General features: G+C 38.8%; 23 protein-coding genes. 14 read left to right on the forward strand and 9 right to left on the reverse strand.

Features of this window, described 5'->3' with window-relative positions:
- Positions 1-172: 172 nt before the first annotated feature.
- Positions 173-418 (reverse strand): sulfurtransferase TusA, encoded by a 246-nt coding sequence (gene tusA / locus RI844_RS13960; protein WP_348395283.1) that lies wholly within the window; start codon positions 416-418, stop codon positions 173-175.
- 134 nt (positions 419-552) lie between these two features.
- On the opposite strand from tusA, the gene RI844_RS13965 reads away from it, so the two are divergent.
- The 4 genes from RI844_RS13965 (at position 553) to RI844_RS13980 (ending at position 6,013) form a co-directional block, all read left to right on the forward strand.
- Complete coding sequence (locus tag RI844_RS13965) at positions 553-2,436, forward strand: transglycosylase SLT domain-containing protein (protein WP_348395284.1); 1,884 nt, start codon at positions 553-555, stop codon at positions 2,434-2,436.
- A 66-nt stretch (positions 2,437-2,502) separates the two neighbouring features.
- Positions 2,503-3,822 carry a Xaa-Pro dipeptidase gene (gene pepQ / locus RI844_RS13970; protein ID WP_348395285.1) on the forward strand — a complete coding sequence of 440 codons (1,320 nt, stop codon included), beginning with the start codon at positions 2,503-2,505 and terminating at the stop codon, positions 3,820-3,822.
- A gap of 3 nt (positions 3,823-3,825) precedes the next feature.
- Positions 3,826-4,449, forward strand: coding sequence for a YigZ family protein (locus RI844_RS13975; protein WP_348395286.1), 624 nt, complete (start codon positions 3,826-3,828; stop codon positions 4,447-4,449).
- 112 nt (positions 4,450-4,561) lie between these two features.
- A complete protein-coding gene (locus RI844_RS13980; RefSeq protein WP_348395287.1) occupies positions 4,562-6,013 on the forward strand; it encodes a TrkH family potassium uptake protein in 1,452 nt (483 codons plus the stop codon).
- A 114-nt stretch (positions 6,014-6,127) separates the two neighbouring features.
- On the opposite strand, the gene trkA is transcribed toward RI844_RS13980, so the two are convergent.
- From trkA to def, 4 genes are all read right to left on the reverse strand, one after another.
- Positions 6,128-7,510: a Trk system potassium transporter TrkA gene (gene trkA / locus RI844_RS13985; RefSeq protein WP_348395288.1), complete on the reverse strand. Its 1,383-nt coding sequence runs from the start codon at positions 7,508-7,510 to the stop codon at positions 6,128-6,130.
- A gap of 61 nt (positions 7,511-7,571) precedes the next feature.
- The gene (rsmB, locus tag RI844_RS13990) at positions 7,572-8,867 is read right to left on the reverse strand and encodes a 16S rRNA (cytosine(967)-C(5))-methyltransferase RsmB (protein WP_348395289.1); all 1,296 of its coding nucleotides are present in this window, start codon (positions 8,865-8,867) and stop codon (positions 7,572-7,574) included.
- On the reverse strand, positions 8,860-9,846 hold the full coding sequence (gene fmt, locus RI844_RS13995) for a methionyl-tRNA formyltransferase (RefSeq protein ID WP_348395290.1): 987 nt from the start codon (positions 9,844-9,846) through the stop codon (positions 8,860-8,862). Before fmt ends, rsmB begins: the two co-directional genes overlap by 8 nt.
- Before the next feature lie 9 nt (positions 9,847-9,855).
- Positions 9,856-10,368, reverse strand: coding sequence for a peptide deformylase (gene def / locus RI844_RS14000; RefSeq protein WP_348395291.1), 513 nt, complete (start codon positions 10,366-10,368; stop codon positions 9,856-9,858).
- A gap of 149 nt (positions 10,369-10,517) precedes the next feature.
- Between def and RI844_RS14005 the strand changes: the two genes are divergently transcribed.
- The 4 genes from RI844_RS14005 (at position 10,518) to RI844_RS14020 (ending at position 13,968) form a co-directional block, all read left to right on the forward strand.
- On the forward strand, positions 10,518-11,615 hold the full coding sequence (locus tag RI844_RS14005; protein ID WP_348395292.1) for a LysM peptidoglycan-binding domain-containing protein: 1,098 nt from the start codon (positions 10,518-10,520) through the stop codon (positions 11,613-11,615).
- A gap of 85 nt (positions 11,616-11,700) precedes the next feature.
- Positions 11,701-12,816 carry a DNA-processing protein DprA gene (dprA, locus tag RI844_RS14010; RefSeq protein WP_348395293.1) on the forward strand — a complete coding sequence of 372 codons (1,116 nt, stop codon included), beginning with the start codon at positions 11,701-11,703 and terminating at the stop codon, positions 12,814-12,816.
- Positions 12,817-12,859: 43 nt separating this feature from the next.
- Positions 12,860-13,333: a DUF494 family protein gene (locus tag RI844_RS14015; protein ID WP_348395294.1), complete on the forward strand. Its 474-nt coding sequence runs from the start codon at positions 12,860-12,862 to the stop codon at positions 13,331-13,333.
- A 77-nt stretch (positions 13,334-13,410) separates the two neighbouring features.
- Complete coding sequence (locus RI844_RS14020; RefSeq protein WP_348395295.1) at positions 13,411-13,968, forward strand: DNA topoisomerase family protein; 558 nt, start codon at positions 13,411-13,413, stop codon at positions 13,966-13,968.
- A 78-nt stretch (positions 13,969-14,046) separates the two neighbouring features.
- Here RI844_RS14020 and RI844_RS14025 read toward each other — a convergent pair whose 3' ends face one another.
- Positions 14,047-15,207 (reverse strand): 5-(carboxyamino)imidazole ribonucleotide synthase, encoded by a 1,161-nt coding sequence (locus RI844_RS14025; protein WP_348395296.1) that lies wholly within the window; start codon positions 15,205-15,207, stop codon positions 14,047-14,049.
- A 5-nt stretch (positions 15,208-15,212) separates the two neighbouring features.
- Positions 15,213-15,695, reverse strand: a complete 483-nt coding sequence (gene purE / locus RI844_RS14030; RefSeq protein WP_348395297.1) for a 5-(carboxyamino)imidazole ribonucleotide mutase — start codon at positions 15,693-15,695, stop codon at positions 15,213-15,215.
- 221 nt (positions 15,696-15,916) lie between these two features.
- Here purE and RI844_RS14035 point away from each other — a divergent pair, with 221 nt between their 5' ends.
- The 3 genes from RI844_RS14035 (at position 15,917) to hemF (ending at position 19,131) form a co-directional block, all read left to right on the forward strand.
- Positions 15,917-17,563 carry an acyl-CoA synthetase gene (locus RI844_RS14035; RefSeq protein WP_348395298.1) on the forward strand — a complete coding sequence of 549 codons (1,647 nt, stop codon included), beginning with the start codon at positions 15,917-15,919 and terminating at the stop codon, positions 17,561-17,563.
- Between the two features lie 90 nt (positions 17,564-17,653).
- Positions 17,654-18,226, forward strand: coding sequence for a Sua5/YciO/YrdC/YwlC family protein (locus RI844_RS14040; RefSeq protein ID WP_348395299.1), 573 nt, complete (start codon positions 17,654-17,656; stop codon positions 18,224-18,226).
- Positions 18,223-19,131, forward strand: a complete 909-nt coding sequence (gene hemF / locus RI844_RS14045) for an oxygen-dependent coproporphyrinogen oxidase (protein WP_348395300.1) — start codon at positions 18,223-18,225, stop codon at positions 19,129-19,131. Before RI844_RS14040 ends, hemF begins: the two co-directional genes overlap by 4 nt.
- A 64-nt stretch (positions 19,132-19,195) precedes the next feature.
- On the opposite strand, the gene RI844_RS14050 is transcribed toward hemF, so the two are convergent.
- On the reverse strand, positions 19,196-21,028 hold the full coding sequence (locus RI844_RS14050) for a DUF3413 domain-containing protein (RefSeq protein ID WP_348395301.1): 1,833 nt from the start codon (positions 21,026-21,028) through the stop codon (positions 19,196-19,198).
- A gap of 126 nt (positions 21,029-21,154) precedes the next feature.
- Here RI844_RS14050 and RI844_RS14055 point away from each other — a divergent pair, with 126 nt between their 5' ends.
- From RI844_RS14055 to RI844_RS14065, 3 genes are all read left to right on the forward strand, one after another.
- Positions 21,155-21,859, forward strand: a complete 705-nt coding sequence (locus tag RI844_RS14055; RefSeq protein ID WP_348395302.1) for an OmpW/AlkL family protein — start codon at positions 21,155-21,157, stop codon at positions 21,857-21,859.
- Positions 21,860-22,190: 331 nt separating this feature from the next.
- The gene (gene aroE, locus RI844_RS14060; protein ID WP_348395303.1) at positions 22,191-23,012 is read left to right on the forward strand and encodes a shikimate dehydrogenase; all 822 of its coding nucleotides are present in this window, start codon (positions 22,191-22,193) and stop codon (positions 23,010-23,012) included.
- Entirely contained in the window at positions 23,012-23,227 is a 216-nt protein-coding gene (locus tag RI844_RS14065; protein ID WP_348395304.1) for a hypothetical protein, read from the forward strand. The genes aroE and RI844_RS14065 overlap by 1 nt, the downstream gene beginning before the upstream one ends.
- A 21-nt stretch (positions 23,228-23,248) precedes the next feature.
- On the opposite strand, the gene RI844_RS14070 is transcribed toward RI844_RS14065, so the two are convergent.
- Complete coding sequence (locus tag RI844_RS14070; protein ID WP_348395305.1) at positions 23,249-23,797, reverse strand: gamma carbonic anhydrase family protein; 549 nt, start codon at positions 23,795-23,797, stop codon at positions 23,249-23,251.
- Between the last annotated feature and the right edge of the window lie 434 nt (positions 23,798-24,231).

The raw sequence follows: 24,231 nt of genomic DNA on the forward strand, positions 1-24,231 counted from the left end.
CAAAAGCATTACGGGATGACGTGGTGTAAATTAACTAACATCATGAATACTAGTACATTATTAGAAAAAATAATCTGTCATTCCGTTGAACGACTGCATGGACGCAGGAGGTAGAGTAACGCAGGGAGCAGTTACCGAAAACGGAACCCCCTTTATTGACAGCGAGCGGTGCTTATTTCTTCTTGATCAAATACTGATAGGGCGAAGAAGCGACATCCTTTATTACTAACTCATGCTCCATAAAGTCGCAAAAACTGGGTATATCTCGAGTAGTTGATGGGTCATCAGCTATTACCAGTAAAGTTTCGCCCACTGCAATCTTACGAATATTCATTCGTACCATCATGACTGGCTCCGGACAACGCAATCCTATTGCATCGAGAGTATGGTCAGCATTATTTAAAGTAGCTTGCTTCATTGGTTATTTATTTTCTTGGTAAATTTATTGCAATTAAGTACGGCTATTTTATGTTTTTATAGCTAATATAAACAAGTATTATTTATTCACTCCTCCTAAGGTTATACATGTATTTACCATGGTTATTCAAAATTATGTTCGGAATAATTTTGTTATCGGCCTCTTTTGCACAAGCTGATGAGTTTAATGACCTTCGAGCTGATTTCTTACTGGCAGAAGAGGTTAAGTGGGATATTAATTCTGCTGCATATCAAACAAAGCTAAAAAAATTTGATGGTTATCCATTACAAGATTATTTTCAATTAGCACAATTGAAGAAAAACTTGTTGATGAAGAATGAGCAACAAATATCAGCATTTTTGAGTTTATATGATAACACGCCGTTAGATTGGAGCTTACGTAAACCATGGTTACTACACTTAATTAGGTATAAGTATAAAAAACGTTTTATAAAATATTATAAGCCGAGTCGTAATAAACAATTTACCTGTAACTATTATCAATATCAGTTAGATACAGGGGTAAATAAAAACACGGTATTGCCCAAAATAACTGAACTTTGGCTAAATGGTGAGTCATTACCAAAAGAGTGTGACAAGTTATTCTCGCTGTGGACTAAAAAAGGGTTCCGAACTAATGAGTTAATTTGGCAGCGAGTTATGCTGGCTCAGCAAAAAAGAAAATATGGTTTAGTAAAATATTTATTGAAACTGTTGCCGCAAAAAGAGCAGTATTTGGTTGAGTTGTGGAAAAAAATTAAGCGCTCACCCAAACAAATTGCGCAACTAAATAAGTTAAAACGTAATAATAAACAAGAAACACTAGTGATTGTTGATGGCTTGAAACGACTTGTTTGGAGAGATGAGGTGTTAGCCTTATCGGTGTTTGAAAAAGCTGATAAACAGGGCCGATTTAACAATGAACAAAAGGAACATATTCTAACGTCTTTGGTTACTGCTGTGGCTCGCTCTGAAGACCCGACGGCACAATTGTGGTTTACCAACTTAGAAAGAGAGCATATTCATAGTGGTGCTGTTCAATGGCGTGTTGCAGCACTTTTACGTAGCGGGAATTTTCGTAATTTAGCCACAGAAATTGAACAGCTAACTACAGATCAGCAAGCTGATAGACAATGGTTATACTGGCTAGCGAGATCGTTTGAGCAAACCAATCAAGCAGATAAAGCGCAGCAAATATACCAACAATTAGCCGACCAGCGCAGCTACTACGGCTTTTTGGCTGCAGCGAAAATAGGTGACAAATCCGTATTAAATCATAAACCTATAAATATCCCCGGGCATCTTAATGGTAGCATCAGCAACCTTAAAGCAGGACAAAGAGCTATTGAACTTTATCGTTTAAATCGCCTGACAGAGGCTAGACGAGAGTGGGGTTTTTGGATGACACAGCTGAATGAAACAGAACAAATGATGGCGGCTAAATGGGCGCATCAGCAAGGCTGGTATGATCGTGGTATTTATTCTTTATCGCAAATTGGTTCATTAAACGATATGGATGTGAGATTTCCGATGCCGTTTCAAGATCAGTTTTCTAAAGCGGCGAAGAAATATAACGTAAATGAAGCATGGGCTTATGCTATTGCTCGCAAAGAAAGTATATTTATGAGTGATGCAACATCTTCGGTTGGTGCATTGGGCTTGATGCAAGTTAAGCCAATCACAGCAAACTATATCAATAAATCTAAATTAAAACGCTGGCAAATTCTTGAGCCTGATACCAATATTGAGCTAGGGGTCAAATATTTAAGTTACTTACTGAAAAAGTTTGATAATAATATTGTGCTTGCCACGGTAGCCTATAATGCTGGACCTAAAAAGGTTTATCGCTGGCTAAAAGCTGAACCCAGTTTACCTGTTGACGCTTGGATAGAAACCATACCTTATAAAGAAACTCGCGGATATGTTAAAAGTGTTTTAGCATTTACCGAAATTTATCAACAAAAGCAGGGTAAGGGTGAGTCTCCATTTATCCAATTAATTGAAATGCAGATCGAATAGCCTGATCGACTGGTATTACTGGCTATGCTATTATCTGCGCATAATTTTTATCACTATGATACTGATATGAAAGATTTAGCAAAACACTACCCAGCTCATATAGCCGAGCTGCAACAACGCACCGCAATTATCCTTGAGCGTGAAAATATAAACGCCTTAGTCATTCACGCTGGTCAAGTAGGAAAAATTTTCCTTGATGACATGTATTACCCTTTTAAAACCAATCCTCACTTTAAAGCCTGGTTACCTATTATTGACACGCCAAACTGTTGGTTAATTGTAAATGGAAAAGATAAGCCTGTTTTAGCGTTTTACCAACCGACTGATTTTTGGCACAAAGTCACTAAATTAGCGGACGATTACTGGACTGCTTTTTTTGATATCAAGCTGATGAGCAATGCTGACGATATTTCAGCTATTTTACCAAGTAATAAACAAAACATGGCATATATTGGTGCCCATCAAGATGTTGCCCAAAATTTAGGGTTTGAATTGATCAATCCAGAATTAGTGTTGAATTACTTCCATTATCATCGCGCCTATAAAACCGAATATGATCTTGTATGTTTGCGCGAGGCTAATCGTATAGCGGTGGTCGGTCATAATGCCGCTAAAGACGCTTTCTATAGTAAAGCATCAGAGTTTGAGATCCAGTTAGCCTATTTACAAGCAACAGGTCAGGGCGAAAATGAAATGCCTTATGGCAACATTATTGCGCTTAATGAGAATGCGGCAATATTACACTATACCGTATTAGAGCAAACTAAACCGTTGCAGCACCATTCATTTTTAATTGATGCTGGTGCTAACTTTAATGGTTACGCAGCTGACATTACTCGTACTTATGCGTTTGAAGAAAATGAATTTCAGCTGTTAATTATGGCAATGAATGAAATGCAATTAGAGCTTGGTCAGAGCTTAAAAGCGAATAGTAGTTATGTAGATTTACACATCACCAACCACTACAAATTAGCAGCTATATTAAAACGCTTTGAATTAGTTAATTTAGAACCTGAAGCTATGGTCGCTAAAGGGATTACTTCAGCATTTTACCCGCATGGTCTTGGCCATCATTTAGGTTTACAAGTACATGATATGGGTGGTTTTATGGCTGATGAAACGGGCACTCATGTGCCTGCGCCAGCAGAATATCCTTTTTTGCGGACCTCTAGAGATATAGAGAGTAAGCAAGTATTCACTATTGAACCAGGTTTGTACTTTATTGACCAATTTTTAACTGACCTATCTTCTTCAGGAAATTCTAAATATATTAATTGGGCAAAGGTTGATAGTTTTCGAAAGTTTGGTGGTATCAGAATTGAAGACAACATAATTGTCCATGATTCCAGCGTTGAAAATATGACTAGAGATTGTAAGCTTTCTTAGTATATGCCTGTAAATACTAGCCCATATTTTATCCCGGTTGATGAATTAGAAGTCGAAACAATTGTTAATCGGAGTCGCTTTATTTGCTCAATAAAGCACTGTAGTGATAACACTCAAGTTAAAAACTTTATTGAGCAAATTAGACAACAATATCCTGATGCATCTCATCATTGTTATGCCTTTGTCTCTGCACGACCAGAAGATAGTCAACGTTACGGTTTTAGTGACGACGGCGAGCCAAGTGGTACAGCAGGACGGCCTATGCTTGCTGTCTTACAGGGTAGCAATATTGGTGAAGTTTGTGCTGTGGTCACTCGTTATTTTGGTGGCGTAAAACTGGGAACGGGTGGTTTACAAAGAGCTTATGGGAATAGCGTAAGGCAAGCTCTGTTAGAACTAACAACAATATTAAAGATCCCCAAGGATAAAGTGTATATCACTTGTGATTACCAACAAGTGAAAGATATCGAACATACGTTGCAAGGATTTGAGGGTGAGGTTATCAGCCAAGAATATGCTATGGAAGTTAGCCTGACAATTGAAATGCCGATTCCAAACATTGTTAAATTCTGCCAACGCATTACGACATTAACCTCTGGTAGAGTAATACCTAAAGTTAAAGAGTAGCAAAATAGCTGTAATTGCTTAGATAAAAAGCATATAAGTTGGCTAACAGGCAGGTTATGCTATATTCTTGGCATTAACACTCTGTAGAAAAATAAAATAATTAAAATAAACAATGCAGTATCGTAATATAACCCGAATTTTGGGCATGTTGGTAATGATCTTAAGTTCCACCATGTTACCACCAGGCTTAGTCTCACTTATTTATCGAGACGGTGGTGGTGTTGCTTTTATGACCGCATTTTTATTATGTTTAAGTGCCGGCTTTTTTGCTTGGTATCCAAACCGCGCACAAAAAGGCGATTTAAGGGCCCGTGAAGGTTTTCTTATTGTTGTACTATTTTGGACAGTATTGGCCAGTTTTTCCTCAGTACCACTAATGCTCACCGAAACACCTAATTTATCAATTACTGATGCATTCTTTGAATCCTTTTCTGGTTTAACGACGACCGGAGCCACAATTTTAACTCAAATCGATGGCTTACCACATGCAGTGTTATGGTATCGGCAACAGCTGCAATGGATAGGCGGCATGGGTATTATTGTATTAGCCGTGGCAGTTTTACCTATGTTAGGTGTTGGTGGCATGCAGTTATATCGTGCCGAAACGCCTGGACCTGTAAAAGATTCGAAAATGACTCCACGGATAGCTGATACAGCTAAGCACCTTTGGTATATTTACTTGTCATTAACTATTGCCTGTGCACTTTGTTATTGGCTTGCCGGCATGTCTGGTTTTGATGCAATATCTCATTCGTTTTCAACCATAGCAATTGGTGGGTTTTCAACTCACGATGCTTCCATGGGCTATTTTGACAGCACATTAATTAACATGATTTGTGTGTTCTTTCTGGTAATTGCCGGCGTTAACTTTGCATTGCATTATACGGCCTGGGCAAGTAAGAGCTTTCGTACTTACTTTTTTGATCCCGAATTTAAAACATTCATCTCAATCCAAGTTGTATTAACCTTGATTTGCTTTTTTTCATTATTAATTTATGGTGTTGAAAGTAATTTTGAGCAAGCCTTTGATGATGCCATCTTCCAAGCGGTTTCAATAAGTACAACCGCAGGTTTTGCGACAACAAACTTCTCTCAATGGCCAGCAATGCTTCCGATACTACTGATATTTGCCAGCTTTATCGGTGGTTGTGCCGGTAGTACTGGTGGTGGTATGAAAGTTATGCGAGTGGTGTTGTTATATCTACAAGGTATTCGTGAACTTAGCCGCTTGATCCACCCTAAGGCAATTATAACCATTAAACTAGGGCAAAAAGCACTGCCAGATAAGGTTGTTGATGCTATTTGGGGCTTCTTCTCAGCTTATGCAGCAATTTTTATTATTTGTATGGTGTTATTAATGGCCTCTGGTATTGACGAGATAACCGCGTTTACCGCTGTTGCTGCTTGTTTAAATAACCTAGGCCCAGGTTTAGGCGAAGTGGCTGCAAACTTTGCCAGCATAAATGATTTTAGTAAATGGGTGTTAATTATTGCGATGTTATTTGGCCGTCTTGAAATATTCACCCTGCTAGTATTATTCATGCCAGCGTTTTGGAGAAATTAAAAAAACGCCATTATTGCGCAGCAATAATATGTTTTTTTATCCCAAATTCATTTTGGGATCTATACTAGGTGGTTATCCCAAATTCATTTTGGGATCTATTACAATTTGTTGGTCCTAGAAAAATATCGCACTAACGGCAAACAGCTTCTCCACTTGATGAATATATTTCTTATCAACTAAAAATAAAATGACATGATCATCTGATTTTATTACCGTCGTGGAATGGGCTATTAATACCTCATCGCCCCTAACAATTGCGCCAATAGTCGCACCTGGCGGTAATTTAATGTCTTGAATTTCTCTGCCAATAACTTTCGATGATTGTTCATCACCATGAGCTATCGTTTCAACAGCTTCTGCAGCGCCGCGTCGTAAGCTATAAGCATTAACAATACCACCGGTTCTAACGTGGGTTAACAATGCCGATATGGTCGCTTGTTGTGGGGATACAGCAATATCTAAATCTAGAATGTTGCCATGAATAACATCGTGGTAAGCATTACGCTGAATTAGAGCGATGGTTTTTTTAGCACCACAACCTTTCGCTACCATTGAAGACATGATATTAGCTTCATCATCGTTAGTTACAGCAATAAATACATCTACCTGGTCGATATGTTCTTCAACCAACAACTCTTTGTCTGAAGAGTCGCCAATAAAAACTAAGGTATTATTTAATTCGTTCGATAATTTTTCAGCGCGTTTAGGGTTACGTTCAATGATCTTAACTTGATAATTTTTTTCAAAAATTTTAGCTAAACCTGAACCAATATGACCGCCACCAGCAATCATAATGCTTTTATAAGCAGCCTCAAGTTTCTGTAATTCACTCATTACGGCGCGAATATGTTTAGTTGCGGCAATGAAAAACACTTCATCATCGGCTTCAATAACTGTAGTACCGAGAGGTCTGATCGGCTTGCCTTTACGGTAGATTGCTGCAACTCGAGTATCTACATTTGGAATATGCTCACGTAAGGCTGACAGAGCATGGCCAACGAGTAAGCCACCATAGTAGGCACGGATACCAACTAAGGATACTTTACCGCCAGCAAATTCACGAACTTGTAAGGCGCCGGGGTAATCAATTAACCGAGCAATATCTTTAGTTACCAATTGCTCTGGGGCAATAACGAAATCAACGGGAATATCTTGATTATGGAAAAGAACTTTTTCATGCTTTAAGATTTGCTCCGAGCGAATACGAGCAATTTTTGTTGGCGTGCTAAATAATGAAAACGCGATTTGGCAGGCTAGCATGTTAGTTGCGTCATCGCTGGTTACTGCGATTAGCATATCGGCGTCTTCAGCACCTGCTTTTGCTAATACATCCGGATGGCTGCCATAACCCGTAACAACTTGCAGATCAAACTTATCCTGAAGCTCGTGTAATTTATTAGTGTCAGTATCAACTAGGGTGATTTCGTGTTCGCCCACCAGGTTTTCGGCTAAGGTTCCGCCGACTTGTCCTGCACCTAAAATGATGATCTTTTTCATTAATTTTTAACTACTTAATACTATTATTGTTTTTTGGTACATTTATGTCACTTGGTATAACTTAGCACTTTTTACTGAGTTTGGCATAATAAAAGCCATCCATAGAATTATCGCCAGGTAATATTTGCCAGTCATTACTTTGTTCAGCAATTACTAGTGACTCTAAAACTGCATCCGGTGTTTCAGCAATAAAGTTTGTTATTTGTCGGCAATTTTCTTCAGGTAATATTGAGCAGGTGGCATAAACCATTGTACCGCCCGGTTTTAATAATGCCCAAATAGCGTTAAGTATCTGTTTTTGTAATATTACTAGCGCATCAATATCGGTTGCTCGCCTTAACCATTTTATATCGGGATTTTTTCTAATTACACCAGTACCAGAGCAGGGAGCATCGAGTAAAATTCGATCAAACAATTCACCATCAAACCATTGCTCAGGGTTTGCCGCATCACCAGCTATAACTTTCGCATTTAAGCCCAAACGTGTCAGGTTTTCATTTACTCGTATGAGTCTTGACTCTTCAACATCGATGGCTGTCATTGCTTTAATGTTAGGCGCTAGCTCAAGTATATGACAGGTTTTACCGCCAGGTGCTGCGCAACAATCTAAAACATTGTCACCAGCTTGAGCATCTAATAGTGGCGCCGCCATTTGTGCAGCACCATCTTGAACCGATACCCAACCATCCTCAAAATGAGGCAACTTGGTAACATCAGTTGCTTGCTCTAGCAAAATAGCTTGGCTTACAGGGGCTACTTGTTTAACCACAATTTCTTGTTCAGTTAACAAGCTAAGGTAATTTTCAACGGTTGATTTTTGTTGATTTACCCTAAGCCACATAGGTGGACGTTGCAGGTTCTGTTCAAGAATATGCTGCCAATTATCAGGATAACCAGCTTTAATTTTGTTAATAAACCAGCCCGGATGGTTGTAACGAACAGGGTCGGCAAGTTGCTCAAGGTTAGCCAGCTCAGGATCTCGTTGGTAACTGCGTAATACCGCATTAACCATGCCTTTTAAATGGCGGTTTTTTAATATTGCTGTTGCTGCAACAGTTTCAGCTACGGCAGCGTGGTCGGGAATACGAGTGAACTTTATTTGATAGATACCAACCATCATTAAAAAGTGAAATACTCTTTGTTTGCCGGTTAATGGTTTTTTAACAAAGCGTCGTACGTGCTGTTCAAGCTCTGGTAAATAGCGCAGCACACCATAACAAAGCTCTTGCAGTAAGCCTTTATCTTTACCTGATTCAATCAATAATTGCTGTTTGGGTAACTCTTCTGAAAGTGAACGACCTTGATCGATAACAGCATAAAGGCAGCGAGCAGCAATGGCGCGAACGTTTTTACTCATTATTTGTTTCCACAGCGTTACCTGTTATCAGGTTACCGACGACAAACCAATCTGCGCGACCATTTAAAATATCGGCGACAGCCATGGCTTTTTTTCCTGGCAATTGTAAGCTGGTTAGTATTAAACAACCTTGTCCTGTAACCACTGTTATTCCAGTTTTATCAACATTAACAATTGTGCCAATAGGTTCTTTTGATTGTTCAGCTAATGGTTGTGCCTGCCACACTTTAATACGTTGCTCTTTGCCATTATCGTTAAAAGTGATTTGCGCAAAAGGCCATGGTTGATAAGCACGAATTTTTCTATCTAAAATATCGGCGCTTAATGACCAATCAAGTTCGGCTTCATCTTTACTTAGTTTTTCAGCGTAGTTTGCCAAAGTGTTGTCTTGTGGTTCAGCAATATGAGTTCCTGACGCCATTTGACTCATCGTTTCCAATAAAGCCTTTGGCCCTAACAGAGCAAGTTTTTCATAGAGAGTCGCACTGGTATCAATATTGGTAATAGGACAGCTGGCTTTTAACAGCATGGCGCCAGTATCTAAACCTTTATCCATTTGCATGATCGTAACGCCGGTCTCACTATCACCCATTTCTAACGAACGCTGTATAGGGGCAGCTCCGCGCCAGCGAGGTAACAATGAACCATGAACATTTACACAACCTAAATTTGGGGTATCTAATATCACTTGCGGTAGTAATAACCCGTAAGCAACCACCACCATTACATCTGCTTGGTAATTTGCTAAAACAAGTTGATCTGCCTCATTTTTAAAATTAACCGGTTGCTCTACAGGAATATTATGCTCGACAGCAAGTTGTTTAACCGCACAAGCGGTTAGCTTTTTACCTCTTCCAGCCGGTTTATCTTGCGGGCAGTAGACCGCTTTTACATTATGCTCAGAATTAATTAACGCTTGTAAATGCTCGGCAGCAAAATGTGGTGTGCCAGCAAAAATTATATCTAATGGTTTTGACAATACGGTTCCCTAAGCTTTGGCTTCTAAACGTGCTGCTTTTTCTAATTTTGTTTTAATGCGCTGGCGCTTTAATGGTGACAAATAGTCAATAAATAAAACACCTTGCAAATGATCCAGTTCATGTTGAATACAAATAGCGAGAAGCTCACTTGCTTGTCGCGTAAATTCCTTACCTTGAGCATCAAGAGCCGTTACCGTTACTTCAGTATGGCGGTCAACTTTTGCGTAATTTCCAGGAACAGATAAACAACCTTCTTCGTTTATCATTATTTCACCGCTTTTTTCGGTAATAACTGGGTTAATCAGTACTAAGGGATCTGACTTGTCGTCAGAAACATCGATTACCACAATTCGTTGGTGAATATTTACTTGTGTAGCGGCAAGGCCTACACCGTTTTCTTCATACATGGTTTCGAACATGTCTTCAGTAATTTTTCTAATGTCATCATTGACTTCGGTTACTTCTTTAGCAACAGTTCTTAGGCGTTCATCCGGGAAGCGTAATACATTTAAAATAGTCATAATATTTGCAAAACAATTAGCGATAATTGATATAGAGTGTTATGTTTTAATTTTAGCCATTATTTTCTAGTAATAATAGGGCTTTATACTCAGCAAGTAGAATTATCTGCTTACTGAGGCAGTAAATTGCTTGAAATGGACCAATCAGCATGTATAAAAAAATACTAATAACAATATTTTGTCTGTTTACATCATTACTTGTCCTCGCTGACGAGTTGCAAATTAAAGATGATGCTCCGAAAACCTATGTGGTCAAAAAAGGCGACACCCTTTGGGATATTTCTGGCATATTTCTAAATGAACCTTGGTTGTGGCCAAAGCTTTGGCGCATAAACCCTGAAATCAATAATCCTCATTTAATTTATCCTGGTGATGAGCTGCGCCTTGTCTATGATGAAAGTGGCCAACCTATGCTGGTTAAGGGCAAGCCTGAATTAAAATGGTCGCCACAAGGTAGAAAAACCTTAAAAGATAGCAATCCGATCACTATTTTACCGTTGGAGCATTTGGCGCCTTATTTAAATTATTCTACTGTGCTGAGCCAAGCAGATATTGACTCGTCATCTTATATTTTAGGTGGTGATGAAAAGTATAAATCAAATATGGAAGGGGCTAAAATTTACGTCAAAGGTGAGTTAAAAGCAGGGCAAAATTACGCGATTTATCATAAAGGTGATGAAATTTTAGATCCTGAATCTAAAGAGCATTTAGGTTATTACGCTATACTGGTAGGAACTGCCAAAGGCATTCGTAATGGTAACGAGGAAAATAAAGAGCCTTCAACAGCATTTTTAGAATCGTCTAAACGTGAAGTTAGAGCAGGCGATGTTGTTATTGCGGTTAATGAAGGACAGCTTTTGCCGTCATTTTATGCGATGCAAACAGTTAAGGACAAAGAGTTACAAGCACGGATGATTAGCTCATATAACTTGGCTCGTGAGTTTGGCAAATTTGAAATTGTATTGCTAAACAAAGGTGCCAACCATCAATTAAATATGGGTGAGGTTTACGCCATTAATCGTCAAAGCCCAGATGTTATTGAAACAGCAGACGGCCCAGTTTATGAAGAAGATGCATCATTTTGGTACCGTTTAACACGCCCAAATGATAGTGATAAACGTATTAGTATGCCAATGGAGAATATTGGCCACTTAATGGTATTTAAGGTAATGGAAAAAACCAGTTATGCCATTGTGTTATCAACAACTAAAGCAGTTCGCATAGAAGATTATGTAAGCGGCCCTTAATGAGGCAATAAAAATAATACTGACCTTGTTTTGAGGCAATGAGCAGATAATTAGTCAACTTGGTATAATTCTTAAGGATGAGAATATGTCAGAAAAAATATCTAACGATCATTACTGGTTAGCGCTGAAGCTAATTCCTCGTTTAGCCAGTAATATCAAAATCAATTTACTGGATGAATTTGGCTTAATCGAATTATTTCAGCTTTCAAAAAGTACTTTAACCAGTCTAGGGCTCAACCAAACCCAAACTAGCGCCATTTGTCAGCCAGATTGGCTAAAAATAAATGCAATCATCTCTTGTTGTCAGCAACATAAAATAACTGTTATCGGTTTACACCATGAATATTATCCTAAACTATTAAAGCAAACTGAAAACCCACCTATATTGCTCTTTGGCCAGGGTAACCTGAGTTTATTAAATCAGTATCAGTTAGCTATGGTCGGCTCTAGATCAGCAACAATCAGTGCAAGGGAGCTGGCTAAAAAGTTTGCCTATCAACTGTCTTTAGAAGATATTGTTATTACTTCCGGGTTGGCTTTAGGAATAGACTCTGCGGCTCATAGAGGCGCATTAACGGCGAATATGCCGACTATTGCTGTCGTCGGTACGGGGTTAGATATTGTTTATCCTGCCCGAAATAAACCACTCGCAAAAGATATACTTGCTTGTGGTGGTGCCATTATCAGTGAATATTTACCTGGTACTAAACCAAACCCCGGATGCTTTCCCAAGCGCAACCGTATAATTACCGGGATGAGTCTAGGTGTTTTTGTGGTTGAGGCACAGCTCAAAAGTGGTTCATTGATATCTGCAAGGATGGCAATTGAACAAAATCGTGAGGTATTTGCTATGCCTGGCGCAATTAATAATCCACAAAGCAAAGGTTGCCATAGTTTAATAAAACAAGGGGCAACGTTGGTGGATGAAGTAGAGGATATTTTATTCTTGTTAGATCTCCCCGTCACAACTGGTCTGTATAAAGATAAGGCCGAAAATGAGCAAAAAAAACACCAAAAAAGTGACCAACAAGACTTGTTTATCGATCCATTGTTGCGTAGTGTGGATTATGAAACTACTTCCGTAGACACAGTAGTTTCTCGGAGTCAGCTTCCCACAGAGGAGGTCTTAACCCGATTGATGACGCTAGAGCTTAGAGGTCTGGTAACTGCGGTACCGGGAGGCTATATCAAATTGAACTAAAACAATAAATTGCATAAGTTCAATCACTTAAAAGGGGCTAGTTATGTTCGATATTCTTATGTACCTTTTTGAAAACTATATCCACAGCGAAGCTGAGGTAATGGTAGATCATGATCTACTTACTGAAGAGTTAACCCGAGCAGGTTTTCATCAAGATGAGATCTACAAAGCTCTATCATGGTTAGAAAAACTGGCTGCGCTACAAAATACAGATGCTTACCCATACCTTACTCGTCGTCCGGGTACATCAGTACGTATTTATACACCTGAAGAAACTCGCTTTCTAGACGTCGAATGTCGAGGTTTTTTAATGTTTTTAGAGCAAGTTAATGTACTTGATTTTACTACCCGAGAAATGGTTGTAGACCGAGTCATGGAGCTTGATACTAAAGACTTTAATATAGATGATTTAAAGTGGGTTGTATTAATGGTGTTGTTTAATGTGCCAGGCAAAGAGTCTGCTTACTCTCAGATGGAAGATTTAATCTTTGATGAGTGTGAAGGCCCTCTACACTAACTAACATCAAAAAAGCATAACTTTGCTTTAATTAATTCGCTATTTTTATGTCATAATAGCCCCTTAACGGAGTTCTTATGACTAAAGATAGCAAACCATTATTTTCTCAACACGAACACGCTCTGGAAAAGGCCTATGAGGTATGCCCAGAATGTGGCAGTGAGCTTGCCGTTAAAAATTCTAAAGCTGGCGCATTTCTTGGTTGCGTCAATTATCCAACTTGTACCTACACTCGTCCTGTTATCGAACAAGAGAAATTTGAAACGCAAATCCTAGCAGGTAGTATATGTCCTGAGTGTTCAAGTGAACTGGCTGTTAAACAAGGTCGCTATGGTTTATTTATTGGTTGTACCAATTTTCCTGAGTGTTCCCATATCGAACAAGAAGCAAGTGAAGTTTTCGAAGATGTGCATTGCCCAAAATGTAAAAAGGGGCATTTAGCAGAAAAGCAGAGCCGTTATGGTAAAACCTTTTATGCCTGCGATAATTACCCAAAATGCAAGTATGCTATTAACCATAAGCCGGTATCTGGTAGCTGTGAAAAGTGTGGTTTTAAACTGTTGTTATCCCGCTCCATGGCCGCAGGTGATATTTTACAATGTGCCGATAAAAAATGTTCGCACATCCATAAATAATTATTCAGTCAAACATTCCTGAAGATAAAAAAGACGAGCAAATCTCGTCTTTTTTATTGTTTATTGTTGCAGTTCTAATTAAATACTAACTTTTTGTTTTAATTGCTGAGCAAAGTCAGCTAAATCAGGGTAAGCATGAGCATCTAAAATGTCTGCTAGCTGAACTAATTTATTAGCTAATTCGATGTCACTATTAGCACAAAGGTTGATATGACCCATTTTACGGCCAGCACGCTTTTCTTTTTCATACCAATGTATGGCAACTCCAGGCATGGCGAGTACCGCTTCAGGCAGTGAATCTTCACCTAAAATATTAACCATTGCTGTTGGGCGTATTAATTCAGTATTGCCAAGTGGTAGCGCACAAATTGCACGTAAATGATTTTCAAACTGACAAGTGTCAGCTCCTTGTTGAGTCCAGTGACCAGAGTTATGAACACGCGGCGCAATTTCATTTACCAATAATTCATCACCAACTTGAAAAAATTCGATGGCTAAAATACCTACATAATCTAGTGCTTGCGTTATTTTACTGAAGACCTCAAAAGCTTGTTGTTGTAATTCAGTACTAACAGGCAGTGCTAAAGATACGCTTAACACACCATTGGTGTGGTGGTTTTCAGTGACAGGATAAACAGCAATCTCGCCCTTACTATTACGAGCACCAACAATGGAAACTTCGCGATCAAATGGCACCATTTGCTCGGCAACAATTGCTTGTGGAACTGAGGTTTTAGCTTGTTCAATAAAGTCTGCCATCTCAGTCCAAATTGCTTCAGCCTGATCCATTGACTTTAAGCGCCATTGACCTTTGCCATCGTAACCCTCTAGAGCACTCTTGAAAATAATAGGCAAGGATAACTGGCTAAGCGCCATTTTAAAATCATCGTAATTGGCAATGATTTTGTGTGTGGCATTGGCAACTTGACAAGATTCAAGCAAGTCCTTCTCAAGACGGCGGTCACCACCAACCTTTATTGCTGTACTGCTTGGCAGCAATTTGCCACTGGCCTGACATTTTTCAAGAACATCATGAGCTAAATGTTCAAATTCAGCAGTAATGACATCGGCATTGTTGATGCCATCTTCTAGATTGCCCAAGACATAATCGTTAGCAATAGGGTGCACGACTCTATTCGTTCTTGGGTCAAATGCAGTTATATCAAGATTTAGTGGTGATCCTGCTAAATCCATCATTCGCGCTAATTGACCAGCGCCAAGCACAAGTACCTTTGTCATAACTTTTATTCTGCCGGGTTAGGGTTGTTTAAAATTGTTTCTGTTTGGGTTTTACGGAACGCGTCGATGTTAGCCATAATGCTTTCATCATGTGTTCCTAAAATTTGTGCAGCAAGTAAACCTGCATTTGCTGCACCTGCAGCACCAATTGCAAGCGTACCTACAGCAATACCTTTAGGCATTTGTACAATAGATAGTAAAGAGTCTTGACCGCTTAAGGCTTTCGATTGCACCGGAACACCCAATACTGGCAAGCTTGTATAAGCTGCTGTCATACCTGGTAAGTGGGCTGCGCCGCCAGCCCCTGCAATAATTACTTTGATGCCGCGCTCTTTTGCTGATTCTGAATATTCGCTCAACAAATGAGGCGTTCGGTGTGCTGAAACAACTTTGGTTTCATAAGGAACGTTTAATAAATCAAGCATTTCTGCCGCATGTTGCATTGTTGGCCAATCTGATTTTGACCCCATAATGATACCTACAGTCATCAAAGAATACCTTTTGGTTGTGTTTAAGTGGGTAATAAGTGCCGACCCAACGGGTCAAAAAATAAGCGCGCATTATACCCTTGTTTCACTAAATCCCCAACTTTTCTCAGTGATTTTATTCGTTCTCAAAATAACCAGATTGCTAGACTAAGGTAGAATTGTAAATTTACCTATCCTAATCCATTATTTATATAACATAGATAAATTATTCAGGTGAAACCATGTCAGATATGTATATTAATGGACTCGCTCAAGTTGCAGCAAATCATCAAGCCCTAAGTCCAGTCAACTTTCTTAAACGCAGCGCTGAGTTATATCCTGATAAAACCGCCATTATTCATGGTAATGAACAATATACTTACAGCGAATTTCAACAAAATGTAAATCGTTTAGCCTCAGCATTACAACTACGCGGTGTGACAAAAGGTACAACAGTAACCGTTATGGCAGCGAATATCCCTGCTTTTTTAGATGCCCACTTTGCAGTACCTATGTTAGGGGCAGTACTTAATTCTTTAAATACTCGCCTAGATGCCGAAAACCTTGCATTTATTCTTGATCATGCCGAGTGTGACGTTTTACTAACGGACACCGCCTACAGTGGGGTAATGAAAAAAGCCGTGGCGCTATCAAGTAGAAGCCCGCTTATTATCGATATCGATGATCCACAAAGCCAGGGGGGAGAACGCTTGGGTGAGGTGGAATATCAACAGTTATTAGCTGAAGGTGATTTATCATTCGAGCAACCAGTTATTGAAGATGAATGGCAAGCTATGGCGTTAAACTACACTTCGGGCACAACTGGCAACCCGAAAGGTGTGGTGTACTCTCACCGTGGAGCTTATTTAAATGCGCTTGGGAATAATATGATCTGGCCATTGGATGAAAATTCAGTGTATTTATGGACATTACCAATGTTTCATTGCAACGGTTGGTGTTTTCCCTGGACTGTTACTGCTATGGCGGCTACGCATGTATGTCTACGCCAAGTCGAAGTAGGCGCTATCATTAATTCAATATCTGAACATAATATTACCCATATGTGTGGGGCGCCTATTGTGTTAAATATGGTGTTAAATGGCCCAGAAGAACTGACTCAGAAATTAACTGGCAAGGTTAAAGCCATGACTGCTGGTGCACCGCCACCCGCAGCAGTGATCAAAGGTATGGAAAAACTTGGCTTTGATATTACCCAAACCTATGGTTTAACTGAAGTTTATGGCCCTTGTGTGGCAAGCTCATGGAAACAAGAGTGGGATCACTTAACCAGTGATGAACGTGCAGCTTTAAAAGCAAGGCAAGGGATCCGCTACCCAACTCAAGAGGATGTTGATGTACTGGATCCTGAAACAATGTTGCCTGTTCCTGCAGATGCGGAAACTATTGGTGAGATAATGTTTCGCGGTAATACCACGATGAAAGGGTATTTAAAAAATCCTACCGCCACAGAAGAAGCCTTTAAAGGCGGCTGGTTTCATTCAGGTGATTTAGCCGTTAAACATCCTGATGGCTATTTAGAAATCCGCGACAGATCAAAAGATATTATTATTTCAGGCGGTGAGAATATTTCATCTGTTGAAGTTGAAGGTGTTTTATATCGCCACCCGGCGATAATGGAAGCTGCCGTTGTTGCTCGAAAAGATGATACCTGGGGAGAAACACCTTGTGCTTTTGTTAGTTTAAAGCCGGGTGAGCATGCTACCCAATGTGAAATCATTGAATTTTGCCGAGAAAATATGGCGCGATTCAAATGCCCTAAAACAATTGTTTTTGCTGATTTGCCAAAAACTTCAACTGGTAAAATTCAGAAATTCATTTTAAGAGAAAAAGTAAAAAACTTATTTGAGAATATTTCAGAAACCGCTTAAATAAGCTCTGCCTAAACAAATCAATGCGGTCATTCGTTTAAAACGATATAATGATCGCATTTTTATTGACCGTAAAAGTTTAGTGCTTAGATGAACTCTGACAATCCACTTGCTACTTATTCTTCAGCCCAAGAAGCCTTCGAACAGGGCGGAATAATTGCTTATCCAACGGAAGCTGTATTTGGTATAGGTTGTGACCCTGATAACCCCTCGGCCGTAGAGTGTCTGTTAAAATTAAAACAGCGCTCGATTAGCAAAGGTTTAATTTTACTTGCGGGTAATTATTCGCAGTTATTACCTTACATAGATGACAGTAAAATCCCTCAAGATAAACGCTATAGCGTATTGTCTCGTTGGCCTGATGGCATTACTCAGGTTATGCCGGCAAACCCATCTATTGCGAAGTATTTAACCGGCGACTTTGCCACCATTGCGGTTCGAGTAACTAGCCAGCCGGATGTTGTTGCGCTATGTAATGCTACTAATAAACCAATCGTATCAACGAGCGCTAATTTAACCGGCGCTGCACCCGCAGATACATGGCAACAAGTGGAAGCAGCTTTCGGTGATCGAATCGATTTTTTGATTAAAGGCGAAACTTTAGGTTTTGATAAACCATCAACAATTATTAATGCACTAACAGGAGATGTATACCGTTCATGAGCCAAACTAATATTGAACAAGTGATTGAATTTTTAAAGTCATTGCAAGACCAAATATGTTCTGCTTTAGAACAAGCAGATGGGAGTGCTAAATTTATTGAAGATAATTGGCAACGTGAAGAGGGCGGCGGTGGCCGAACCCGAGTATTAACCAATGGTGCGGTAATTGAACAAGGCGGCGTTAACTTTTCAACCGTTAGTGGCGATAAATTACCTCCATCTGCTACAGCTCATCGGCCTGAATTGGCTGGCCGTACTTGGCAAGCATGTGGTGTCTCTCTGGTAATCCATCCTAAAAACCCTAATATTCCAACATCTCATGCTAATGTACGTTTCTTTATTGCCGAAAAAGAAGGTGAAAAGCCAGTGTGGTGGTTTGGTGGAGGTTTTGATTTAACGCCATTTTATCCAGTAAAAGAAGACGTTGTGCATTGGCATCAAACCGCTGCCGACTTATGTGCGCCGTTTGGTGATAATATTTACGATGAGCACAAAAAATGGTGTGATGAGTATTTCTATTTAAAACATCGAGATGAAACACGCGGTGTGGGCGGTTTATTTTTTGATGATTTAAATTGTTGGGATTTTGATACTTGTTTGAATTACATCAAAGCAGTAGGGCAAGGATTTATCGACGCCTATGTACCTATCATCAATAAACGTAAAGACACACCGTTCACCGAGCAACAACGCCAATTTCAACTTTACCGTCGTGGACGTTATGTTGAGTTCAATCTGGTATTTGATCGTGGCACTTTATTTGGCTTGCAATCGGGTGGCCGTACAGAATCTATCTTAATGTCTATGCCGCCACTGGCGAGATGGGAATATAATTATCAACCGACAGCTGGCAGCCAAGAAGCAGAGCTTTATGAGCATTATTTAAAACCACAAAACTGGTTATAAACTTACGTCAAATCCAATGACATAAAAGAGCTCTCTTGGTTCAACAAAGAGAGCTCTTTTTTTATTATTTATTAAAGCGGCGTAACTCTTCCATTGCTTCTAACACCACTTTCATATTCAATTTACCGTCTGGTATTTCTTGGTAGTCATTATCAAAAATTGTAAAGTTACCCAAACGATCCAATTCATTTAATTGTTGATTATCTTTTATCGCATAATAACCATCACGGCCAAAGATCAACCAGCTGTGTTCTTGTTTTGCAAATAATGACTGACCAGAACTATATTCATCGCTATTGTTGCTGCAACCAAGAGCATCTGTAAGTAACGTTGGTGCAATATCATAATGGCTCGTTTGAGCCTGATAGAGTTGCTGCTTAGCATCTGGCCAATGAATAATTAATGGCACCTGAGTCTGATACCTTGAATAATTAGAGTTATGTCCCCAAAACCCTTTTTTACTGTCATTGAACTCTTTGCCGTGGTCTCCGGTAATAATAATAATGGTATTGCTTATTTCATCGCCCAATTGTTCTATTACTTTCTTAATTTGTAAGTCGATAAAATAGATAGAATTTTTATACAAATTTAGAAAAGGTCCGGGATCATAATCATCATTCAACGCCATATAATTAATATCATCTAAAGAAGGTGTATATTTACGCTCAAAATCTTTAGGAATTGAAAATCCATGGGCAGCATCAAAAAGCATAAAAGCAAAAAAGGGTTTTTCACTGGTTTTATTTTTGTGCCATGCAATAAAGTCTTTAGTAATATCGATGTCGCGCTCAAAAGGCTTATCACCTTTTGAATGAGTTCGAAGATTATCTACATTACTAAATAACGTTTGATCAAATTCTGGGCTGGTAAGCTTTGCGCTGGCAAAAATGCCCATTTCAAAGCTTTGCTGTTTAAGCACATCCATCAAAACAGGTGAGCGTTGAGCATCTAAAATAGGTTGCCAGTAATGACCAGGAATGCCATAAAATAGGCTAAACATGCCATGCCGGGTGTTATTACTACCGCTGTGATGTTGCTTAAAGTGAGTACCTTTATTAGCAATGCTTTGAATGGCCGGAGCCATCTTGGCATCCATCATATCGCTACGCCATGAATCTAAAGTGATCATCAGTATATTTTTTTGTTGCTCTGGAGCCTTACACTGCATAGACATTATCGGATAATTAATTGCAGATTTAACCTTTTTCTGTTTTAACAAAGCCTGTTGTTTTTGCGCTTCTATATTAACCACCCCAAATTTGGCCATAAAGCTTTTTGCTGTTAATGGAAAGGATATAGGTAAATAACGCGCTTGCTGAGTAATGTTCTTTTCAAACATTGCATCTGCCCAGGTATGAATACCATGACTAAGTAATAACAATATAAACCATATTTTTAATGGCGTTTTTAATGAAAAGTGGCTTTGCACATATTTGTTTCTGAGCAATTCACTTAAAAATATTTGTGCGGCAAAAAACGCTAAAATAATTAAGCTGATCAAAGTCCATAGTTGCCATGAAAAGCTGAATATCTCAGTGCCACCTTCAACCATCAGTTCGAGAACAATTCCATTAAAATGAAATCGATATTGTTGATAAACAAAGGTATCGGCAAGTAACAGCGATAAGGCTAAAGAAACCAGGATGATGGCGATAAAGCGTATAGCCAGGTAGTGCCTTATTATTTTAGCCAATAAATGCAACACACCGGCAAGTAATAGAGCGAGTAATCCTAGGTGAGCAACACTGTAGGTAAGTAAGAAAATTGATGAGATAACACTATCTGGGTAGGGGTGCGGTGATAAATATCTTAAGGCTATAAAAAGCGTAATGATAAAGTTAACAATTAAGTACCGGTTTAACCAGCTTTTAACATTGTTCGGTTGGAAGTTATTCATAAGTTATTTATTTTATTATCTTTTGCCTAGTATCAGAAAAAATTTGTTTTAAATCAATATCCCTACTTTTTTTGTGGTTACAATCCATTACAAATTTTGACAATATTAACATGTAAGGCAAGAGCCATGAAAAAGAATTTAATGAGTTTAGCTGTAGTTTCTTTATTAGCTAGTAATGCAGCAGTAGCTGCTTCATACGAAGCTGGTGATTTTGTTATCCGTGGTGGCTTAACTATGGTTAGCCCTGATGATAGCAAAGCGGGTGTTAACGTTCCTGCTTTGGGCGGTGATACACCACTATCGGTATCAGTGGATGATAATACCCAATTGGGTTTAAATTTTGTTTACTTTTTTGACAGTAATTGGGCTATTGAGGTACTTGCCGCAACTCCATTTACTCACGATGTTAAGATTCATGATCCACAAGGGATCTCTGAAGGAGTATTTGGTGTTGATGTTGACGGCATAACTTTAGCCGAAGTTACTCAGTTACCACCGACCGTTAGTGCAATTTACTATTTTGATACTGGCTCTAACTTCATGCCTTATGTTGGTGCGGGTTTGAATTACACAATTTTCTTTGATGAAGAGTTTAAATCAGCCCCTGAAAGCCTTGGCTTTAATGATTTGGAATTAGATGGCTCATTTGGGTTTTCTGTACAAGTTGGCGCTGATTATCAATTAAATGATAGCTGGCATATCAATGCATCAGCTCGTTACATTGATATTGGTACAGAAGCTAACTTTAAAATTGGCGATTCAATTACTGGCTCTGCAGATGTTGATGTAGACCCAATGGTTTACTCGGTAATGCTTGGTTACAAGTTTTGATTAGTTTAAGTAAATAATACCATTCTGCATAAGGAATGAGTTACTCAGCGATACTAAGAGATTTTTAGGCAAGGCTTTCATTTTGTACTGTGGTTATTCCACTGAAAAAATGTTTAACGCAGCCTAAAATTCTTTTAGCATCGCCCTTTGGGTGATTATATACTTATGCAGACTGGTATAACCCTATGTGAGCCAGTTATATTTACTATATAACTGGCTTTTTTACTTCAGGGATGAAGGAATGCCATCTTAACAGGGATGTTATAAATTTGTAATTCCCATTCGCATGATATTTCGTTACTCTTAACAAAACTCATCATAATTAGTGCTCATGGACAAATATCTCGTATTTGGCAACCCAATTGCTCAATCAAAGTCACCACTCATTCATCAAATGTTTGCCGAGCAAACACAGCAAGATATAAGTTATTCAAAAAAACAACCAGAAGAAGTTGATTTTAAGGCTGAAGTATCAGCATTTATTATTGCGGGTGGTAAAGGGGCTAATGTAACAGCACCTTTTAAAGAGCAAGCAATGCAAATGTGTGATCAGTTAACAGATCGAGCAGCAAGTGCTGGCGCTGTTAATACCTTAAGTTTTGCTGATGGAAACATTTATGGAGATAACACCGATGGCGTTGGCTTAGTCAATGATTTAAAAAGCCATAATGTGCAACTAACTAATAAAACAATATTATTAATGGGAGCTGGAGGCGCAGCTCGCGGTGTCATTTTACCTTTACTGGCTGAATACCCTAAGCAGATTATTATTGTAAACAGAACAACCGAGAAAGCGGAACAACTGGCGGCTCGCTTTAATGATGAAAAAATCTGTGCAATCAGCTACTCAGAAACAGCAAAAACAACATTTGATGTAATCATTAATGCGACATCAGCAAGTTTGTCGGCAAGTTTACCCGACTTAAATCCTGCCTGTATTACTACAAATACAGTTTGTTATGACATGGTATATGGCGCTGAATTAAGTCCATTTTTAAAGTGGTGCTCTCAACATAAGTCTCAACTAGTGATTGATGGCTTAGGCATGCTAGTAGGGCAAGCGGCAGAAAGCTTTTTTATTTGGAGAAAAGTAAAGCCGCAGCAAAGCCAAGTATTAGCGAAATTAAGAAATAAATTGCAAGGCATTGATTAATGAACCAGGCTATTTTATTTAATGATGACCACTCCTATATAGTAGCTAAAAAAATATGGCACTTTACCGGATTAATGTCGGGTAACTTGATAAATATCTATATTGCTCATTCGACTTCAACAGCTAGCCAAGCAGATAAGTTTGACTGGGAAGAACAAGTCGAAGAGTGGTTAGAAGATAATGAGCCAGATGAGAATAATGAGATCTGGCTATAGTCAGGTTAAATCAATTTGTAACTATTTATCTTGAGCTTCAATATACTCATCTTTTAAGCGCACGTAATTTGCATTAGTTTCACGTAAAAAAGTTAACTCTTCATTGGTAAGCGGCCGCTTTTGTTTTGCTGGATTACCAACATACAAAAATCCAGGCTCTAATGTCTTATTTGGTGGTACAAGAGAACCTGCTCCTATAATACAATCATTACCTACAATTGCACCGTCCATTATAATGGCGCCCATGCCGACCAAAATACGATCTCCCAAAGTACAACCATGCAGCATTACTTTATGACCTACGGTAACTTCCTCACCTATAACTAGAGGATAGCCATCAGGAAATTTGGTGGTTTTGCGAGTGACATGCAATACACTACCATCTTGAATGTTACTATTTGCGCCGATAGTTATATGATTCACATCACCGCGTGCTACCACTAAAGGCCAGATACTAACGTTGGCAGCTAAAGTTATATCACCAATTAATACACTGCTCGGATCAATATATACTTTTTCAGATAATTTAGGGTATATGCCTCTATAAGGTCTAGTGGAAGAAACTGTCATAAATGAAGCCTATTAATTGATTTACTAATTACTCTATCAAAAAAACTAGAGCAAACTGATAAAAAAACACATTATCTAATATTAAAATGTATCTTAGAAATTAACTGTAACCGATAAAATGTAATTCAAATATAACTAAAAACGATCATATCGATATCACTGAGCTCAATAATAGCGCAGCTTGTACAGAATATAATCGAATTTGAGTTTTTTTCAAATTAATTTCAAAAAGCAGTTGACGGCAGCGCAAAAATCTCTAAAATGCGCTTCACTTCTTCGGGACATCCCAACGAGGCGTTTTAATAAGTTAAGTAATCCAATAGGGTACTTAATCGCTGATGAAGCATTTAAAAATAAACTTTTAAATAATTCAAAAAATCGGTTGACATTAAAACTAGGGTGCTTATAATGCGCTCCACTTCAAACAAGGCAGC

It is taken from the genome of Thalassotalea fonticola (assembly GCF_032911225.1).
Lineage (GTDB): Bacteria > Pseudomonadota > Gammaproteobacteria > Enterobacterales > Alteromonadaceae > Thalassotalea_A > Thalassotalea_A fonticola.

Bases quoted from the DNA above. Each gene is read 5' to 3' on its own strand.
- RI844_RS14025 (WP_348395296.1), bottom strand. From the start codon at position 15,207: ATGACAAAGGTACTTGTGCTTGGCGCTGGTCAATTAGCGCGAATGATG.
- RI844_RS14035 (WP_348395298.1), top strand. From the start codon at position 15,917: ATGTCAGATATGTATATTAATGGACTCGCTCAAGTTGCAGCAAATCAT.
- RI844_RS13965 (WP_348395284.1), top strand. From the start codon at position 553: ATGTTCGGAATAATTTTGTTATCGGCCTCTTTTGCACAAGCTGATGAG.
- RI844_RS14070 (WP_348395305.1), bottom strand. From the start codon at position 23,797: ATGACAGTTTCTTCCACTAGACCTTATAGAGGCATATACCCTAAATTA.
- RI844_RS14005 (WP_348395292.1), top strand. From the start codon at position 10,518: ATGTATAAAAAAATACTAATAACAATATTTTGTCTGTTTACATCATTA.
- dprA (WP_348395293.1), top strand. From the start codon at position 11,701: ATGTCAGAAAAAATATCTAACGATCATTACTGGTTAGCGCTGAAGCTA.
- RI844_RS14015 (WP_348395294.1), top strand. From the start codon at position 12,860: ATGTTCGATATTCTTATGTACCTTTTTGAAAACTATATCCACAGCGAA.
- RI844_RS14065 (WP_348395304.1), top strand. From the start codon at position 23,012: ATGAACCAGGCTATTTTATTTAATGATGACCACTCCTATATAGTAGCT.
- RI844_RS14040 (WP_348395299.1), top strand. From the start codon at position 17,654: ATGAACTCTGACAATCCACTTGCTACTTATTCTTCAGCCCAAGAAGCC.
- purE (WP_348395297.1), bottom strand. From the start codon at position 15,695: ATGACTGTAGGTATCATTATGGGGTCAAAATCAGATTGGCCAACAATG.
- tusA (WP_348395283.1), bottom strand. From the start codon at position 418: ATGAAGCAAGCTACTTTAAATAATGCTGACCATACTCTCGATGCAATA.
- RI844_RS14020 (WP_348395295.1), top strand. From the start codon at position 13,411: ATGACTAAAGATAGCAAACCATTATTTTCTCAACACGAACACGCTCTG.
- RI844_RS14050 (WP_348395301.1), bottom strand. From the start codon at position 21,028: ATGAATAACTTCCAACCGAACAATGTTAAAAGCTGGTTAAACCGGTAC.
- RI844_RS13975 (WP_348395286.1), top strand. From the start codon at position 3,826: ATGCCTGTAAATACTAGCCCATATTTTATCCCGGTTGATGAATTAGAA.
- pepQ (WP_348395285.1), top strand. From the start codon at position 2,503: ATGAAAGATTTAGCAAAACACTACCCAGCTCATATAGCCGAGCTGCAA.
- def (WP_348395291.1), bottom strand. From the start codon at position 10,368: ATGACTATTTTAAATGTATTACGCTTCCCGGATGAACGCCTAAGAACT.
- RI844_RS13980 (WP_348395287.1), top strand. From the start codon at position 4,562: ATGCAGTATCGTAATATAACCCGAATTTTGGGCATGTTGGTAATGATC.
- trkA (WP_348395288.1), bottom strand. From the start codon at position 7,510: ATGAAAAAGATCATCATTTTAGGTGCAGGACAAGTCGGCGGAACCTTA.
- aroE (WP_348395303.1), top strand. From the start codon at position 22,191: ATGGACAAATATCTCGTATTTGGCAACCCAATTGCTCAATCAAAGTCA.
- hemF (WP_348395300.1), top strand. From the start codon at position 18,223: ATGAGCCAAACTAATATTGAACAAGTGATTGAATTTTTAAAGTCATTG.
- RI844_RS14055 (WP_348395302.1), top strand. From the start codon at position 21,155: ATGAAAAAGAATTTAATGAGTTTAGCTGTAGTTTCTTTATTAGCTAGT.
- rsmB (WP_348395289.1), bottom strand. From the start codon at position 8,867: ATGAGTAAAAACGTTCGCGCCATTGCTGCTCGCTGCCTTTATGCTGTT.